The organism is Micromonospora sp. WMMD1219 (genome assembly GCF_049315215.1).
Classification (GTDB): domain Bacteria; phylum Actinomycetota; class Actinomycetes; order Mycobacteriales; family Micromonosporaceae; genus Micromonospora; species Micromonospora tulbaghiae.
Window position 1 is genome coordinate 2,529,017 of the sequence record NZ_CP186057.1, and the last position, 16,531, is coordinate 2,545,547.

The following is a 16,531-nucleotide window of genomic DNA, read 5'->3' on the forward strand; positions in this document are numbered from 1 at the left end:
ATCGCGAGATGGACCCGCGACGTGATCCACGTGGCGCGCTGGTGCGGCCGTACGCGGTCACCCGGGGCCGCACCGAGCCGTTGCAGAACATCGCGCTCGAAGCGGTGCTGTCGAGCACGCCTACGCAGTCTGCCGAGGCGCGCTTCGCCGGGCACGACAAGTACCGCATCTCCTCGGTCTGTGAGGGCCGGGCGCAGTCGCTTGCGGAAATCGCCGCTTACACCCGGATGCCGCTGGGCGTCACCCGGGTGCTGGTCGCCGACATGGTGGCCGAGGGCCTGCTGACGCTACACACTGCCGCTCCCGCGACGGGTTTCGCGGCGCGGATGAACCTGCTTGGAAGGGTGCTAAGTGGACTTCGCGAACTATGACCCCGACGGGGTGAACCGCGGCCGGGAGATCATCTCCGCGAAGATCGTGATCGCGGGTGGCTTCGGCGTGGGCAAGACGACACTTGTCGGGGCGATCTCCGAGATCCAGCCGCTGACCACCGAGGCGCTGATGACCGCGGCGGGCGTGGGCATCGACGACGCGTCGAAGGTGCCGGGCAAGGAGACCACCACGGTCGCCATGGACTTCGGCCGTATCACCATGGCCGAGGACCTGATCCTCTACCTGTTCGGCACGCCGGGCCAGACCCGCTTCTGGTTCATGTGGGACGAGATCATCCGGGGCGCGGTGGGCGCCGCGGTGCTGGTGGACACCCGCCGCATCACCGACGCGTTCGCGCCGCTGGACTACTTCGAGAACCGCAAGCTGCCGTACGTCGTGGCGTTGAACCGCTTCGGCGACGCGCCGCACTACGAGCTGGAGGAGGTCCGGGAGGCGCTCGCCATCTCCCCGGACGTGCCGATGGTCCTGTGCGACGCCCGTCAGCGGGACTCGGTCAAGCAGGTGCTGGTCACTGTGGTCGAGCACGCGATGCTCCGCCTCCAGGCCGAGCACGGCTACCCGGCCTCGGTCGGCTGACCGCCTGCGGGTCAGTCGACCCGCAGGCGGTACCCCCGCTTGACCACCGTCTGCACCACGCGGGGCGCCTTCAGCCCGGCCCGCAGGCGGGCGACAGCCATCTCCACCGCGTGCTCGTCGGCGCCGCGCGGCAGCGTACGCAGCAGCGCGGTGCGGGAGAGCACCTTCCCGGGGGACGCGGCCAGCGCCCGCAGCACGGCCATCGGCGCCGGCGCCAGCTGACGCAGTTCCCCGTCCACCACCGCGGCGTGCCCGCGCAGCGTCAGCACGTGCCCGGCCGCCTTCACCGAGACCGTGCGCCGGGGCAGTTCCTCGACGATGGTGCGGACCAGCGCGCCCAGCCGGGCCCGGCTCGGCGCGCTCACCGGCACCCCGCGCCGGACCAGCGGCTCGGCGGTGACGGTGCCCACGCACCCGGCCAGCACGTCGCCGCGCAGCGCCTCGAGCACCGTCTCGGTACGGTCACCGGCCGCCCGCAGCAGAGCCTCGGCCGCCGGTGCCGAGGTGAACGTGACCGCGTCGACGAGACGCCCGGCGACCAGGTCGATGAGCCGGTGCAGCGGCGCCGGGTCGGCCGGCGGCGCCCACCGGTAGACGGGCACCTCGATCACCGTGGCGCCGGCCGCCACCAGCGCGTCGGCGCACTCGGGCTGCCGCTCGCCGTGCAGCTGCATCGCCACCACCTGGCCGGCCACCCCGCGCCGGACCAGGTGCTCGACCACCTCGTCGCAGCTCTCCGACTCCGGGGACCAGTGCTCGCGCAGCCCGGCGGCCCGGATCGCACCGGTCGCCTTCGGACCGCGGGACACCACGTACGTGTGGGCGAGCGTGGTGCGCAGCGGCTCGGCCAGCCCCCAGCCCTCGGCCGCCTCCAGCCAGCCGCGCATGCCGATGCCGGTGTTGGCCATCAGCACGTCCGGCGGGTGTTCCAGGCAGGCCCGGGTGGCCTCACGCAGGTCGGTGTCGTCGGCCAGCGGGACGATCCGCAGCGCCGGGGCGAGCACCACCCGCGCCCCGCGCCGCTGGAGCAGCGCGGCCAGTTCGTCGCGCCGCCGGTCGGCGGTGACGCCGATGGTGAAGCCGGCCAGCTCGTCCCGCATCATTCCTCCTGCCGTAACCGCACCTCGACCAGGCCGTCCCGGCAGCGCACCGGGTGCCGGCGCAGCGTCACGCCCGGTAGGTCCAGGCACCGCCCGGTGGTGAGGTCGTAGACCTGCTTGTGCAGCGGCGAGGCGAGCGTGGGCACCCCGCCCCGGCTGCCGACCAGGCCCCGGGACATGACGTACGCGCCGCCGACCGGGTCGAGGTTGTCCACCGCGTACAGGCCGTGCGCGGTGCGGAAGACCGCGACCTGCACGCCGTCGACGAGGGCGGCCACGCCCCGGTCGGGGTCGAGCCGGTCCAGCGGGCAGACCGGGGTCCAGTCCAGCGTGACGACGGGGCTCATCGGCGTACCTCCGGCAGGCCCAGCACGACGGGCTGGCGACGGTGTCCGCCGTCCGGGGGCGCGCCCCGGGCCGGCACCGGCTGGCCCCGCTCCTGGGTGAACGTGATGGACGGGTCGGGCACCTCGGGCGCGTTCACGAAGGAGGTGAAGCGGCGCAGCCGGTCCGGGTCCTCCAGCACGTCGCGCCACTCGTCGGAGTAGCTCGCGACGTGCCGGGCCATCGCCGCGTCGAGGTCGGCGCAGAGCCCGAGCGAGTCGTCCACGAGCACCGACCGGAGGTGGTCCAGGCCGCCGTCCATGGCCTCGACCCAGGCGGCGGTGCGCTGCAACCGGTCGGCGGTGCGGATGTAGTACATGAGGAACCGGTCGATCAGCGTGACCAGTTCGGCGGTGCTCAGGTCGGTGGCGAACAGGTCGGCGTGCCGGGGCCGGAAACCGCCGTTGCCGCCGACGTACAGGTTCCAGCCGCTCTCGGTGGCGATGATCCCGAAGTCCTTGCTCCGGGCCTCGGCGCACTCCCGGGCGCAGCCGGAGACCGCCGACTTGAGCTTGTGCGGCGCGCGCAGGCCCCGGTACCGCAGCTCCAGCGCGACCGCCAGCCCCACCGAGTCCTGTACGCCGTAGCGGCACCAGGTGTCGCCCACGCACGACTTCACCGTGCGCAGCGCCTTGCCGTACGCGTGGCCGGACTCGAAGCCCGCGTCGACGAGCCGGCGCCAGATCTGCGGCAACTGGTCGACCCGCGCGCCGAACAGGTCGATCCGCTGCCCGCCGGTGATCTTCGTGTACAGCCGGAAGTCGCGCGCCACCTCGCCGATCGCGATCAGCTTCTCCGGGGTGATCTCCCCGCCGGGAATCCGCGGCACCACCGAGTAGCTGCCGTCGCGTTGCAGGTTCGCCAGGAAGTGGTCGTTGGTGTCCTGGAGCGACGCCTGCTCGCCGTCGAGCACGTGCCCGGTGCCCAGCGAGGCCAGGATCGAGGCCACCACCGGCTTGCAGATGTCGCATCCGCTGCCGCGCCCGTGCTCGGCGACGAGCCGGGAGAACGTGCGGATGCCCCGCACCCGGATCAGGTCGAACAGCTCCTGCCGGCTGTGGTCGAAGTGCTCGCACAACGCCGTCGACTGGCGTACCCCGGCGGCGTCCAGCAGCTGCTTGAGCATCGGCACGCAGGAGCCGCAGCTCGTACCGGCCCGGGTGCACGCCTTCAGCGCCGGCACGTCGGCCGCCCCGGCGGCGATCGCCGCGTCCAGGTCGGCCCGGGTCACCGCGTTGCAGGAGCAGACCTGCGCGCCGGCCGGCAACGCGCCCGCACCGGCGCCCGCGCCGCCGGCCGGCGCCAGCAGGGCCAGCGGGGGAGCGGGCAGCGGCCCGCCGACACTGGCCCGCAACGCCGGATACGCGCTCGCGTCCCCGACGAGCACGCCGCCCAGCAGCGTCCGCGCGTCGTCGGAGAGGACCAGCTTCGCGTACGAGCGGGTGGCCGGGTCGGTGTACGTCACGTCGAGGCAGCCCGGGGTGACGCCGTGCGCGTCACCGAACGAGGCCACGTCCACGCCGAGCAGCTTGAGTTTCGTCGCGGTGTCCGCGCCGGGGAACGTGGCCGCGCCGCCGAGCAGCCGGTCCGCCACCACCTCGGCGGTGGCGTACCCGGGCGCGACCAGTCCGTGGCAGACGCCGTCCACCGCCGCGCACTCGCCGACCGCCCAGATCCGCTCGTCGGCGGTCCGGCAGGCCGCGTCCACCAGCACGCCGCCGCGCGGGCCCAGCGGCAGCCCGGCCGCGCGGGCCAGCTCGTCGCGCGGCCTGATCCCGGCGGCGACCACCACCAGCTCCGCGTCGAGCGCGCGCCCGTCGGCCAGGTCGAGCGCGGCCACAGTGCCGTCCGGCCCGGGCCGCAGCGCCGTGGTGGCCACCCCGAGGTACGGCGTGACGCCCAGCTCCTCGACGTACCGCCGGAGCATCGCGCCGCCCGCCTCGTCCACCTGCACCGGCATCAGCCGGGGCGCGAACTCGACCACGCTGGTGGCGAGCCCGAGCAGCCGCAGCGCGTTCGCCGCCTCCAGCCCGAGCAGACCGCCACCGATCACCGCGCCGGCACGGCGGCCCCGGGCGTGCTCCCGGATCGCGGTCAGATCGTCCAGCGTCCGGTAGACGAAGACGCCGGGCAGGTCGGTGCCGTCGACCGGCGGCACGAACGCGTACGAGCCGGTGGCGAGCACCAGCGCGTCGTACGGGTACTCGCCGGCCGCCGTGGTCACCACCCGCCGGGCCCGGTCGACGCCGGTGGCCGGTTCGCCCAGGCGCAGGTCCACTCCGGCGTCGGGGGTGTGCACCGTCAGATCGTCGGCGTCCACCCCGTCGAAGACGGCCGAGAGCCGCACCCGGTCGTACGCCGGACGCCGTTCCTCGGCGAGGACCGTGACCCGCCACCGCCCGTCGGTGTCCCGGGCCCGCAGCGCCTCGACGAAGCGCTGCCCCACCATGCCGTTGCCGACGACGACCAGCCTGCTGATTCGCTCGGTCATGACGCCACCTCCACCGTCTCGCGTACCTCGTCGGTTGTGGACGGATCCGCCTCGGCGAGCCAGCCGGCGATGCCCGCCACCGCGTCCCGGCAGCTGCCGCAGCCGGTGGCGGCCCGGGTCGCCGCGGACAACGCCGCCGCCGTCCGGGCGCCCGCCCGCCAGCACGCCACCAGCGCGCCCTTGCTCACGTCGTTGCACCGGCACACGGTCGCGGCGTCCGGCATCAGCGCCGGTGACGCGGCCGGCCCGGCCGGCGTCTCGCCGAACGCCCGGCCGAGCAGCAGCGCGCGCCGGTCCGCCGGCACCGGAGCGCCCCTGTCGAACAGCTGCACCACGGTGCCGACCGCCGGGTTGTCGCCGAGCAGGATCGCGCCGGTCAGCCGCTCGTCCCGGATGCGCAGCCGGGCGTAGGTGCCACGGGCCGGGTCGGCGAAGGTCAGTTCCTCGACCGGCCCGCCCGGGTCGCCCGTGCCGGCCACGTCGCCCATCGCGGCCAGGTCGATGCCGGCCGCCTTGAGCCGGGTCACCGCCGGCCGGGGCCGGTAGCGGGCCAGCGGGTCCGCACCGGTCAGCACGTCGGCCACCACCCGGGCCTGTGCCCAGGCGGGCGCGACCAGCCCGGTCAGCGCGCCGTCGTGCTGCGCGCAGTCGCCGATCGCGGAGATCCGCCGATCGCTCGTCCGCATCCGGTCGTCCACCACCACGCCCCGCTCGACGGCGAGCCCGGCCGCCGCGGCGAGCGCGGTGTCGGGGCGTACCCCGCAGCAGAGCACCAGCAGGTCGGCGTCGAGCGGTTCGGCGTCGCCCAGGTGCAGGCGGACGCCGGTGGCGCCGGCGGTCACGGCGGTCGCCGGCACCCCGAGCCGGGACCGGACGCCCAGGCCGGCGAGCGTGCCCGCGAGGACCGCGCCGGCGGGCGGGTCGAGCTGCCGTTCCATCAGGTGGCCGACCGGGTGGACCACAGTCACGTCGAGACCCCGGGCGGCCAGCCCGCGGGCCGCCTCCAGACCCAGCAGCCCGCCGCCGAGCACGATCACGCGTCGCGCGCCCTCGGCGGCGGCGAGGATCCGGCGGCAGTCGCCGAGCGTGCGGAACGGGACGACCCGCTCGGGCAGTGGGGCGAGGCCCGGCAGCGGCGGCACCACGGCCCGGCTGCCGGTGGCGAGCACCAGGTGGTCGTACCCGTGCCGCTCGCCGTCGTCGGTGACCACCTCGCGGGTGGCCCGGTCCACGGCGGTGACCGCCGCGCCGGTGCGGACCCCGACCTCCGGCCCGATTGCTTCGACCAGCTCCACGTCCGGCTCGCCGATGCGCCCGGCGAGCAGCGTGGAGAGCATGATCCGGTTGTACGCGCGGTGCGGCTCCGCCCCGAGCACTGTGATCCGCCGGTCCCCACCGCGCGCGTGCAGCTCGGCGGCGAGGCGGGCGCCGGCCATGCCGTAGCCGACGACGACGATGTGCTCGCTCATGCCGCCTCCACCCGGACCGCGCAGATCTTGAACTCGGGCATCCCGGAGACCGGGTCGAGGGCGTCGTTGGTGACCGAGTTGGCGCGTTGCGCGCCGGGCCAGTGGAACGGCGCGAAGACGGTGTCCGGCCGGATCGCGGTGCTGAGCCGGGCCGGTGCGCGCAGCTCACCCCGGCGGGAGACCACCCGTACCGGCACCCCGTCGGTCACGCCGATCCGTGCCGCCAGGTCGGGATGCAGCTCGACGAAGCCGCCCGGCGCGGCGCGGCGCAACGCGGCCACCCGCCGGGTCTGCGCGCCGGACTGGTACTGCGCGAGCACCCGGCCGGTGGTGAAGTGCAGCGGGTAGTCGGCGCACACCGGCTCGGCGGCCGGCCGGTGGGTCACGGCGTGGAACCGGGCCCGGCCGTCCGGGGTGGGGAAGCGGTCGGCGAACAGCCGGGGGGTGTCCGGGCCGTCCCGGTCCGGACAGGGCCAGAACACGCCGGTGTCGGCGTCGATCCGGTCCCAGGTGATCCCGGCGTAGTCGGCCGGCCCGCCGGCCGAGGCCCGGCCCAGCTCCGCGAACACCTCGCGCGGATCGGCCGGCAACGGCGTCCCGCCGCCGCTCAGCCGTTCCGCGAGCGCGGCGAGGATCGCCAGCTCGGTACGGACGCCGGCGGGTGGTTCGCGCAGCGCCCGGCGGCGCAACACCCGGCCCTCCAGATTGGTCATCGTCCCGTCCTCCTCGGCCCACTGGGCGACCGGCAGCACGACGTCGGCCAGCTCGGCCGTCTCGGAGCGGACGAAGTCCGCCACCACGAGCAGGTCCAGGGCACGCAGCCGGGACTCGACCCGCGCCGCGCGGGGCGCGGACACGACCGGGTTGGAACCGAACACCAGCAGCGCCCGCGCGCCCGACGGCGTGCCGAGCGCGTCGAGGAGCTGGTACGCCGGCACTCCCGGCCCGGGCAGCGCGTCCGGGTCGACGCCCCACACCCCGGCGACGTGCTCGCGGGCCGCCGGGTCGTCGATACGCCGGTAGCCGGGGAGCTGGTCGGCCTTCTGCCCGTGCTCCCGGCCGCCCTGCCCGTTGCCCTGCCCGGTCAGGCAGCCGTAGCCGGAGCCGGGACGGCCGGGCAGGCCCAGGGCGAGCGCCAGGTTGATGAAGGCGGTGACCGTGTCGACCCCCTTGGCGTGCTGCTCGGCGCCCCGCGCGGTGAGGACGACCGCGCGGTCCACTGTGGCCAGCGCGCGGGCGGTCGCGTACAGGTCGGCCACCGGCACGCCGGAGAGCCGTTCCACCTCCGCCGGCCAGTAGCCGGCCACCGTCCGCCGGACCTCGTCGAAGCCGGTGGTCCGCTCCGCGACGTACGCCCGGTCCAGCCAGCCCTCGGTGAGCGCGATGTGCAGCAGCGCGTTCGCCACCGCGAGGTCGGTGCCGGGCAGGGGTTGCAGGTGCAGGTCGGCCTGGCGGGCGGTGGCGGTGGCGCGCGGGTCGACCACGATCAGCCGACCGCCGCGTTCCCGCAGGTCGGTGACGTGCCGCATCAGCGGTGGCATGGTCTCGGCCGGGTTCGCGCCGACCAGCAGCAGCGTGTCCGCGCGGCCGAGGTCGGCGAGCGGGAACGGCAGTCCGCGGTCGATCCCGAACGCCCGGTTCCCGGCCGCGGCGGCCGACGACATGCACCAGCGCCCGTTGTAGTCGATGTGCCGGGTCCGCAGCGTCACCCGGGCGAAGCGGCCGAGCGCGTACGCCTTCTCGTTGGTGAGTCCGCCACCGCCGAAGACGGCCACCGCGTCCGGCCCGTGGCGGTGCTGCACGTCCCGGACCCCGGCGGCGACGCGGTCCAGCGCCTCGTCCCAGGTCGCCGGCCGCAGCTCGCCGCCGGGCCGGTCGCGCAGCAGCGGCGTGGTGAGCCGCTCCGGGTGGTCGAGCAGGTCGGCGGCGGTCCAGCCCTTCTGGCACAGCCCGCCCCGGTTGGTGGGGAAGTCGCGTGCGGCGACCTCGACACCGTCACCGGTGGCGCGCAGCACCATGCCGCACTGCAACGCGCAGTACGGGCAGTGCGTGGCGGCCTCGACGGGGCGTGACCCCGTTCGCGTCGCCGTGCGTGCACCGTCTGTCATGTCGGAAAAGCGTGCCGTCGGGCGGTTTCCGGTCCGGGTCTGCTCTGTTTCGGTCCTGTCACGACCGCTTCACACCGCACGTGGGTGACGTCGTCCTCCGCGGGGTTTACAATGTGGGAAATCCGTCTTAAATAACGGGAGGCTCCGATGAGCGTGGCGGACGCGTTCGACGTGGTGGCCGGCAGCTACGACCAGGCCCGGCGCCGCTTGGTGCCCTGCTTCGACGCCTTCTACGGCACCGCTGTCGAGGTGGCCGCGCCGCCGCTGCGCGCCGCGCTCGCCGCCGGGCGTACCCCCGAGGTGCTGGACCTGGGCGCGGGCACCGGCCTGCTGTCCCTGCTGCTGGCCGCGGCCGTCCCCGGGGTCCGCCTGACGCTCGTGGACGGCGCCCCCGGCATGCTCGCGGTGGCCGCCGGGCACCTGGACGCCCGGGGCGTGCCGCACCGCACCGTCCACGCCGACCTGGCCGACCCGTTGCCCGCCGGCCGGTACGACGCGGTGGTGTCCGCGCTGGCCATCCACCACCTCGACGACTCCGGCAAGCGGGCGCTGTACCGGCGGGCGGCTGACGCGCTGGTCCCCGGCGGGGTGTTCGTCAACGCCGAGCAGGTGGCCGGACCGACCCCGGCGCTGGACCGCCGCTACGACGAGGTGTGGACCGCGCGGATCACCGAGCTCGGTTCCGACGCCGAGGAGATCGCCGGCGCCCGGGAGCGGATGCGGCACGACCGGCCGGCCCCGGTGGCCGAGCAGTGCCGGTGGCTGGCCGAGGCGGGACTGGTGGACGTGGACTGCTTCTTCAAGGAATGGCGCTTTGCGGTCTTCGGCGGTCAGCGGCCGGGGGGATCGGCGAGATGATTCTCGAGCCGCTCGGCGAAACGGGGTGCGCCGGCCTTCCGTAAGTGGGCGATCAACTCGACCGCGTCCTTGTCCTCTGAAACGAGGCTGCGCCGGTAGTAGTCGATCTGCCGCGCCAATGCCCGCAGAACCAGGGGCATCGAACGGTCGGCCGCCCAGCCGAGGAACTCGTCGCCGGTGAGGACCGACAGGGATTCCCGTACGCATTCCGGAGGAAAGGCGCGCCGGTCGTCGGTCACCAGGATGTCGGCGCGGCCATGGACGGCGGCGGCCAGGACGTGCCGGTCGTCCGGGTCCGGCGGGCACGGCACGTCGTTCGGCGAATAGCCGGTGACGAGGCCGTACGGAAATGCCTGGACGAAACGACGCCGCTGCCCACCGATCGCCTGCTCGGAATGCTCGGGCCGCTTGCGGCGCAGGCGGTACATCCATTCCGCCAGGACGTCCTCGCTGTACCGCAGATCGAAGACGGCGCAGTCGCCTTCGAGCGCGAGAAGGCTGATCCAGTCGCGAAGGGTCCTGGAATAGAGAACGTTCGCGTCCAGGAACACCAGTGGGGCGCTGGGGATCACAGTGGACACCTTACCCAGCGCCCCTTGGCCGGTCCGGGAACTACACGTCGTCGGTGAAGCCCAGCGCGTCGGACTCCCACATCAGGGCCTCGTACGACTTCCGTCGCTCTTCCATCTGTCGTTGCCGGAAAGCGAGGACGTCGCGGAGAAAGAGGCGCCGGTGGCTCCCGACCCGGTGGGACGCGATCGACCCGTTCTCCACCAGACGGACGAGTGTGGGGCGGGACATGCCGAGCAGTTTGGCCGCCTCGGTCGTCGTCAGTTCGCGGGAGATGGCGCTGATCGCGACGCCGTCGCCGCGGGCGAGCATCGCCGAAATCTGATGGAGGACGTCGAACATCTGGGCGGGAACCTCGACCTCTTCGCCGTCCGCCGAGACGAGGCGGGCCACGCCCCCGCCTGCGGCAAGGGGGTGCCGCACGAGGAACTCCTCCATGGCGGCTGCCTTCCGGCGCTCCGCTCCCTCGGTGGGCATGACCGAGGCGGCCATGCCGGTGCTGAGGCTCATGACGGCTCCCTGTGGCAGACGTGGCTCGCGTCCCAACCGTTCGGACTGACACCATCGTCGCTTCCAAGTGCAACATCCGCAACTAGCTTCGGTTGTTTCACCTGATGATGTCCTAATCCCCGAGCGGTGGGGAGGAGGATGACTGCTGGTCATACCGATGGGTAGTCTTCGCGGCATGACCGCCAAGGTGACGCTGTCGTTCTCCGACGAGACGATTGAGGAGGCGCGCCGGTTCGCCAAGCGGGAAGGGCTCTCCCTCTCCGCCTGGATGGACCAGGCCGCCCGGGAGAAGGCGCTGCGCGAGGTCTTCACCGCGCACGCCGACGCGGTCGGCCGGGCCGGCCTGGACCTGGAATCCGCCGCCCTGGCCGACGCCCAGGAGGCCGCGCTCGTCGACGACGCCCTGTTCGGCGGGCGTCCGCGTGCTGCGTAGGGGCGAGGTCTGGCGCATCTCCGGCGCCCGGGAACGGTTCGGCCTGGTGATCAGCTCCGACGTCTACAACGCCACGGCGGTGCCGATCGTGATCGTGGCCGAGGTGGTCGAGGAGTCGCTGCTGCGCGACTCGCCGCTCGCCGTGCGGATGGGCCCGTACGTGGTGATGCCCGACCGGATCTCCTCACCGATGAAGAAGTGGTTCACCGAGTGCGTGGACGTGGCCGACACCGAGACCATGCAGCGGGTCGGCCGGGCGCTGCGGATCCTCCAGGAGCTGTGACCGTCTCACCGGCGCCGTCCGGCGGACGTGCGATCTCCGTTGCCGGGCCGACGCGCGCGGGGCACGCCGGGGAAACCACGGGCTGAGAGCGTCCCCCTCGTCATCGACGAGGAGGAGTCCGTCAGTGAGCACGCTCGTTTCCGCACCGACCACGCCGCCGGCCACCACCGCCGGCCGGCTCACCGAATGGCGGCCGGAGGATCCGGCGTTCTGGGCGGCGGGCGGCGCCCGGGTGGCCCGGCGCAACCTGTACGTCTCGATCTTCGCCGAGCACGTCGGTTTCTCCGTGTGGAGCCTCTGGTCCGTCACGGTGCTGTTCCTCGGCCCCGAGTACGGCATCGACCCGGCCGGGAAGTTCCTGCTCACCGCCGTACCGGCCGCGCTGGGTGCGGTGCTGCGGCTGCCGTACACGCTGGCCGTGGCCCGGTTCGGCGGCCGGAACTGGACCATCGTGAGCGCCCTGCTGCTGCTCGTACCGGCGGTGCCGATGGCCGTGCTGATCGAGCCCGGGGTGTCGTACGCCACGCTGATGGTGCTCGCCTGCCTGTCCGGCGTCGGCGGCGGCAACTTCGCCTCGTCGATGGCGAACATCAACCTGTTCTTCCCGGAGCGGCTCAAGGGCCGGGCGCTGGGGCTCAACGCCGGCGGCGGCAACCTGGGCGTACCGGCCGTGCAACTGGTCGGGCTGGCGGTGCTGGCGACGGCCGGCGCCGCGTACCCCCGGCTCGTGCCGGCGGTCTACCTGCCGCTGATCGTGCTGGCCGCGCTGGCCGCGGCCCGCTGGCTGGACAACGTGCCGGGCGCGCGCAACGAGCCGGGCGCGCTGCGCGCGGCGGCCCGCGACCCGCACACCTGGGTGATGTCGGTGCTCTACGTGGGCACGTTCGGATCGTTCATCGGCTTCGGCTTCGCCTTCGGCCAGGTGCTCCAGCTCCAGTTCCACGACCGGTTCCCGACGCCCGTCGACGCGGCCTGGCTGACCTTCCTCGGCCCGCTGATCGGGTCGCTGATCCGGCCGGTGGGCGGTCAGCTCGCCGACCGGCTGGGCGGGGCCCGGGTGACGTTCTGGAACTTCGTGGCGATGGCCGCCGGCGCCGGGCTGGTGCTGTACGCCGCCCGGGAGCGGTCGTTCCCGCTCTACCTGGCCGGGTTCCTGGCGCTGTTCGTCTTCTCCGGCATCGGCAACGGCTCGACGTACAAGATGATCCCGGCGATCTTCCGGGCCCGGGCCGTCACGGAGAGTGAGCTGACCGGCGACCCGGAGGCGGCGCAGCGGCGGGCCCGGCGCCTGTCCGGCGCGGTGATCGGCATCGCCGGCGCGGTCGGCGCGTCCGGTGGGGTGCTGGTGAACGTGGCGTTCCGGCAGTCGTTCCTGACCTCCGGCACTGCCGACGCCGCCTACCTGGCCTTCATCGGCTGGTACGCGCTCTGCTTCCTCGTGACGTGGGTGGTCTACCTGCGTCCCGGGCCGCGTACGCTGGTCGGCGTGTGACCTGTGCCATGACGACCCCGCAGGCCACGCGCGGCGCGACCCCGTTTTGACCTGCCGCCGGGCGGCCGGGTATCGTTGCCTGCTGTTGTACGACATTCTTAGGCGTGCCGCATCAGGTACGCTTGGTCGTTCGTGCGCGCTGGTCCGGCTGGGAACTCCTGGTCACCTCGGCGCGCGACCCCAGACCGACGACGAGACAAGGTAGACCTGTGCGTACGTACAGCCCGAAGCCGGGTGAGATCGAGCGTCAGTGGCACGTCATCGACGCCTCTGATGTCGTGCTGGGCCGCCTGGCGACCCACGCCGCCACGCTCCTGCGTGGCAAGCACAAGCCGACTTTCGCGCCGCACGTCGACACGGGCGACTTCGTCGTCATCGTGAACGCGGGCAAGGTCGCGCTGACCGGCAACAAGCGCCAGACCAAGGTCGCTTACCGCCACTCCGGTTACCCGGGTGGTCTGAAGCGGGTCGGCTACGACGAGCTGCTGACCAAGCGGCCCGAGCGGGCCATCGAGCTGGCCGTGAAGGGCATGCTCCCGCACAACAAGCTGGGCCGTCAGCTTCTCAAGAAGCTGAAGGTCTACGCCGGTGCCGAGCACCCGCACACCGCGCAGCAGCCGGTGCCGTTCGAGATCAAGCAGATCGCGCAGTGAGCGCGGGCGAAGGAAGCAGCATGACCGACATCACCGCCACCGAGGTCGCCCCCGAGGCCACCGAGGCGCCGGCGCCCGTCGCGCGCGCGCCCCGTGGTGACCGCCCGATCCAGACCGTGGGTCGGCGCAAGGAAGCCATCGTCCGGGTCCGGATCGTGCCGGGCACCGGCAAGATCACCTGCAACGGCCGCGACCTCGAGGCCTACTTCCCGAGCAAGGTGCACCAGCAGCTCATCAAGGACCCGCTGGTCACCGCCGAGAAGCCCGAGGCGTTCGACGTGATCGCCAACCTGCGTGGCGGCGGCACCACCGGCCAGGCCGGCGCGCTGCGGCTCGCCATCGCCCGGGCGCTGATCGTCAGCGAGCCCGACGACCGCCCGGCCCTGAAGAAGGCCGGCTTCCTGACCCGTGACGCCCGGGTCAAGGAGAGCAAGAAGTACGGCCTCAAGAAGGCCCGTAAGGCTCCCCAGTACTCGAAGCGCTGATCACCACAAGCGTCTTGTACTTCTGACGGACGGCCGGTTCGCCTCCCCTTCCGGGAGGCGGGCCGGCCGTTCCGCGTTTCTCTCCTCTCATCGGCAGTTCCACGGAGGTTGGCGGGTATGGGCCGGTTGTTCGGCACGGACGGCGTACGCGGGCGGGCGAACGCGGATCTCACCCCGGAGTTGGCGCTGGCGGTCGCGGTGGCCGCGGCCCACACGCTGGCCGAGACCGACAAGAGTCATCCGCCGCTCGCGGTGGTCGGCCGGGACACCCGGGCCAGCGGCGAGATGCTGGAGGCGGCGGTGGTCGCCGGGCTCACCAGCGCCGGCGCGAACGTGGTCCGGGTGGGCGTGCTGCCCACCCCGGCGGTGGCGTTCCTCACCGCCGAGATCAAGGCCGACCTGGGCGTGATGCTCTCCGCCTCGCACAACCCGATGCCGGACAACGGCATCAAGCTGTTCGCCGCCGGCGGGCACAAGCTGCCCGACGAGATCGAGATGCGGATCGAGGAGGCGGTGAAGGCCAACGCCACCACCGCCTGGAAGCGCCCGATCGGCGCCGGCGTGGGCCGGGTCAACGACCTGCTCGACGGCGCCGACCACTACGTCCAGCACCTGGTCGGCACCGTGCCGCACCGCCTCGACGGGATCAAGGTCGTGGTCGACTGCGCCAACGGCGCGGCGGCCGACGTCGCGCCGGTCGCCTACCGGGAGGCCGGCGCCGAGGTGATCGCCATCCACGCCGAGCCGGACGGGCTCAACATCAACGACGAGTGCGGCTCCAACCACATCGACGCGCTGCGCGCCGCCGTGGTCGAGCACGGCGCCCACCTCGGCATCGCCCACGACGGCGACGCCGACCGCTGCGTCGCGGTCACCGCCGACGGCGACGAGGTCGACGGCGACCAGGTCATGGCGATCCTCGCGCTGGCCATGCGGGACGCCGGCGAGCTGACCCAGGACACCCTGGTCGCCACCGTGATGAGCAACCTCGGCCTCCGGCTGGCCATGTCCGAGCACGGCATCCGGCTGGTCGAGACCAAGGTCGGCGACCGGTACGTGCTGGAGGAGCTGCGCGCCTCCGGCCTGGCGCTCGGCGGCGAGCAGAGCGGGCACATCGTGCTGCCCGCGTACGCCACCACCGGCGACGGGGTGCTGACCGGCCTGCACCTGATGGCGCGGATGGCCGCCACCGGCACCTCGCTGGCCGAGTTGGCCGCCGTGGTCACCAAGCTGCCCCAGGTGCTGATCAACGTGCCGGTCGGGGACCGTACCGTCGGCGCCGCCGCACCCGCCGTCCGGGCCGAGGTCGAGCGCGCGGAGGCGGAACTGGGCGAGACCGGCCGGGTGCTGCTGCGCCCCTCCGGCACCGAGCCGCTGGTCCGGGTCATGGTCGAGGCGGCCACCGAGGACACCGCGCGCGATGTCGCCGAGCGCATCGCCGAGCAGGTACGCACCGCCAGCCCGGTCGCCTGACGCCACACCGGGTCGCCTGAGCCACGCCGCCCGCCGGGATCTCCTCGGCGGGCGGTTCAGTTCGCGCGCAGGCGGCGCAGCCGGGTCACCGCCTCGGCCAGCACCTCCGGCCGCTTGCAGAACGCGAACCGGACCAGCCGGCGGCCGGCCTCCACGTCGTCGTAGAACACCTGAGTGGGCACCGCCACCACACCGCAGCGCTCGGGCAGCGCCCGGCAGAACTCCACCCCGTCCCGGCCACCGAGCGGCGTGACGTCGGCGGTGACGAAGTAGGTGCCCTCCGGCGCGAGCACGCCGAACCCGGCGTCGGCCAGCCCGGCGGCGAGCTGGTCCCGCCGCCGTTGCATGTCGTCCCGGAACCCGGTGAAGTACGAGTCCGGCAGCGCGAGCGCCACCGCCACCGCCGGTTGCAGCGGTCCGGCGTTGACGAACGTCAGGAACTGCTTCACCCGCAGCACGGCGGCCACCAGTGGGGCCGGCCCGCTCACCCAGCCGACCTTCCAGCCGGTGCAGGAGAACGTCTTCCCGGCCGACGAGATGCGCAGCGTCCGCTCCCGCATGCCCGGCAGCGTGGCCAGCGGTACGTGCGGCGCGGCGGCGTCGGTGAACACGAGGTGCTCGTAGACCTCGTCGGTGACCGCGTACACGTCGTGCTCCCGGCACAGTTCGGCCACCGCTGCCAGCTCGTCGGCGGTGAAGACCTTGCCGGTCGGGTTGTGCGGCGAGTTCAGCAGCACCATCCGGGTACGCGGCCCGAACGCGGCGCGCAGCTCGTCCGGGTCGAACGCGTACCGGCCGTCGGCGCCGGGACGCAGCGTCACCGGGCGGCGGACCGCACCGGCCAGCGCGATCGAGGCGGCGTACGAGTCGTAGTACGGCTCGAAGCAGATCACCTCGTCACCCGGCTCGCACAGTGCGAGGATGCTCGCCGCGACCGCCTCGGTGGCGCCGGCCGTCACCACGATCTCGCCGTCCGGGTCGTACTCCAGGCCCCAGAACCGGCGCTGGTGCTCGGCGACGGCGGCGCGCAGCGCGGGGATCCCCGGGCCGGGCGGGTACTGGTTGTGGCCGGTACGCAGCGCCTCGGCCGCGGCGGCGAGCATCTCCGGCGGGCCGTCGGTGTCCGGGAAGCCCTGCCCGAGGTTGACCGCGCCGGTACGCACGGCCAGCGCGGACATCTCGGCGAAGACGGTGGTGCCGAACGGCCGCATCCGGGCCACCAGGGGATCGGTCGTCGTCACGGCGGCCAGCCT

At 73.6% G+C, this 16,531-nt stretch carries 17 protein-coding genes; 9 read left to right on the plus strand and 8 right to left on the minus strand.

What is annotated here, in order from left to right:
- Nucleotides 1-8 precede the first annotated feature (8 nt).
- Both ACN27C_RS12190 and ACN27C_RS12195 read left to right on the plus strand, forming a co-directional pair.
- Entirely contained in the window at nucleotides 9-371 is a 363-nt protein-coding gene (locus ACN27C_RS12190; protein ID WP_013288587.1) for a DUF742 domain-containing protein, read from the plus strand.
- Nucleotides 352-969: a GTP-binding protein gene (locus ACN27C_RS12195; protein WP_013288586.1), complete on the plus strand. Its 618-nt coding sequence runs from the start codon at nucleotides 352-354 to the stop codon at nucleotides 967-969. Before ACN27C_RS12190 ends, ACN27C_RS12195 begins: the two co-directional genes overlap by 20 nt.
- An 11-nt stretch (nucleotides 970-980) precedes the next feature.
- On the opposite strand, the gene ACN27C_RS12200 is transcribed toward ACN27C_RS12195, so the two are convergent.
- From ACN27C_RS12200 to ACN27C_RS12220, 5 genes are read right to left on the minus strand one after another with little or no spacing between them, the layout of a single operon-like run.
- Nucleotides 981-2,069, minus strand: a complete 1,089-nt coding sequence (locus ACN27C_RS12200; RefSeq protein ID WP_120573110.1) for a uroporphyrinogen-III synthase — start codon at nucleotides 2,067-2,069, stop codon at nucleotides 981-983.
- A complete protein-coding gene (gene nirD / locus ACN27C_RS12205; RefSeq protein ID WP_120573111.1) occupies nucleotides 2,069-2,416 on the minus strand; it encodes a nitrite reductase small subunit NirD in 348 nt (115 codons plus the stop codon). Before nirD ends, ACN27C_RS12200 begins: the two co-directional genes overlap by 1 nt.
- Nucleotides 2,413-4,944 (minus strand): nitrite reductase large subunit NirB, encoded by a 2,532-nt coding sequence (nirB, locus tag ACN27C_RS12210; protein ID WP_422751176.1) that lies wholly within the window; start codon nucleotides 4,942-4,944, stop codon nucleotides 2,413-2,415. Before nirB ends, nirD begins: the two co-directional genes overlap by 4 nt.
- Nucleotides 4,941-6,413 (minus strand): FAD-dependent oxidoreductase, encoded by a 1,473-nt coding sequence (locus ACN27C_RS12215; RefSeq protein ID WP_422751177.1) that lies wholly within the window; start codon nucleotides 6,411-6,413, stop codon nucleotides 4,941-4,943. Before ACN27C_RS12215 ends, nirB begins: the two co-directional genes overlap by 4 nt.
- A complete protein-coding gene (locus tag ACN27C_RS12220) occupies nucleotides 6,410-8,521 on the minus strand; it encodes a molybdopterin oxidoreductase family protein (RefSeq protein WP_422751178.1) in 2,112 nt (703 codons plus the stop codon). Before ACN27C_RS12220 ends, ACN27C_RS12215 begins: the two co-directional genes overlap by 4 nt.
- Before the next feature lie 147 nt (nucleotides 8,522-8,668).
- On the opposite strand from ACN27C_RS12220, the gene ACN27C_RS12225 reads away from it, so the two are divergent.
- Entirely contained in the window at nucleotides 8,669-9,379 is a 711-nt protein-coding gene (locus ACN27C_RS12225) for a class I SAM-dependent methyltransferase (protein ID WP_422751179.1), read from the plus strand.
- Here the strand turns inward: ACN27C_RS12225 and ACN27C_RS12230 are convergent.
- Both ACN27C_RS12230 and ACN27C_RS12235 read right to left on the minus strand, forming a co-directional pair.
- A complete protein-coding gene (locus ACN27C_RS12230) occupies nucleotides 9,352-9,951 on the minus strand; it encodes a PIN domain-containing protein (protein WP_422751180.1) in 600 nt (199 codons plus the stop codon). The two genes, ACN27C_RS12225 and ACN27C_RS12230, sit on opposite strands and share 28 nt — an antisense overlap.
- Before the next feature lie 40 nt (nucleotides 9,952-9,991).
- Nucleotides 9,992-10,459: a helix-turn-helix domain-containing protein gene (locus ACN27C_RS12235; protein ID WP_121685007.1), complete on the minus strand. Its 468-nt coding sequence runs from the start codon at nucleotides 10,457-10,459 to the stop codon at nucleotides 9,992-9,994.
- A gap of 175 nt (nucleotides 10,460-10,634) precedes the next feature.
- Here ACN27C_RS12235 and ACN27C_RS12240 point away from each other — a divergent pair, with 175 nt between their 5' ends.
- The 6 genes from ACN27C_RS12240 (at nucleotide 10,635) to glmM (ending at nucleotide 15,278) form a co-directional block, all read left to right on the plus strand.
- On the plus strand, nucleotides 10,635-10,892 hold the full coding sequence (locus tag ACN27C_RS12240) for a DUF6364 family protein (protein WP_181726592.1): 258 nt from the start codon (nucleotides 10,635-10,637) through the stop codon (nucleotides 10,890-10,892).
- Nucleotides 10,882-11,175, plus strand: a complete 294-nt coding sequence (locus ACN27C_RS12245) for a type II toxin-antitoxin system PemK/MazF family toxin (protein ID WP_120573117.1) — start codon at nucleotides 10,882-10,884, stop codon at nucleotides 11,173-11,175. The genes ACN27C_RS12240 and ACN27C_RS12245 overlap by 11 nt, the downstream gene beginning before the upstream one ends.
- Nucleotides 11,176-11,299: 124 nt before the next feature.
- Nucleotides 11,300-12,667, plus strand: a complete 1,368-nt coding sequence (locus tag ACN27C_RS12250; protein ID WP_252449613.1) for an MFS transporter — start codon at nucleotides 11,300-11,302, stop codon at nucleotides 12,665-12,667.
- Nucleotides 12,668-12,876: 209 nt separating this feature from the next.
- The gene (rplM, locus tag ACN27C_RS12255; RefSeq protein WP_013288574.1) at nucleotides 12,877-13,320 is read left to right on the plus strand and encodes a 50S ribosomal protein L13; all 444 of its coding nucleotides are present in this window, start codon (nucleotides 12,877-12,879) and stop codon (nucleotides 13,318-13,320) included.
- 20 nt (nucleotides 13,321-13,340) lie between these two features.
- Nucleotides 13,341-13,805 carry a 30S ribosomal protein S9 gene (gene rpsI, locus ACN27C_RS12260; RefSeq protein ID WP_018784602.1) on the plus strand — a complete coding sequence of 155 codons (465 nt, stop codon included), beginning with the start codon at nucleotides 13,341-13,343 and terminating at the stop codon, nucleotides 13,803-13,805.
- 117 nt (nucleotides 13,806-13,922) lie between these two features.
- Nucleotides 13,923-15,278: a phosphoglucosamine mutase gene (glmM, locus tag ACN27C_RS12265; RefSeq protein WP_120573119.1), complete on the plus strand. Its 1,356-nt coding sequence runs from the start codon at nucleotides 13,923-13,925 to the stop codon at nucleotides 15,276-15,278.
- 56 nt (nucleotides 15,279-15,334) lie between these two features.
- Here the strand turns inward: glmM and ACN27C_RS12270 are convergent, their stop codons facing one another.
- Nucleotides 15,335-16,519, minus strand: a complete 1,185-nt coding sequence (locus tag ACN27C_RS12270) for a pyridoxal phosphate-dependent aminotransferase (protein WP_421498947.1) — start codon at nucleotides 16,517-16,519, stop codon at nucleotides 15,335-15,337.
- Between the last annotated feature and the right edge of the window lie 12 nt (nucleotides 16,520-16,531).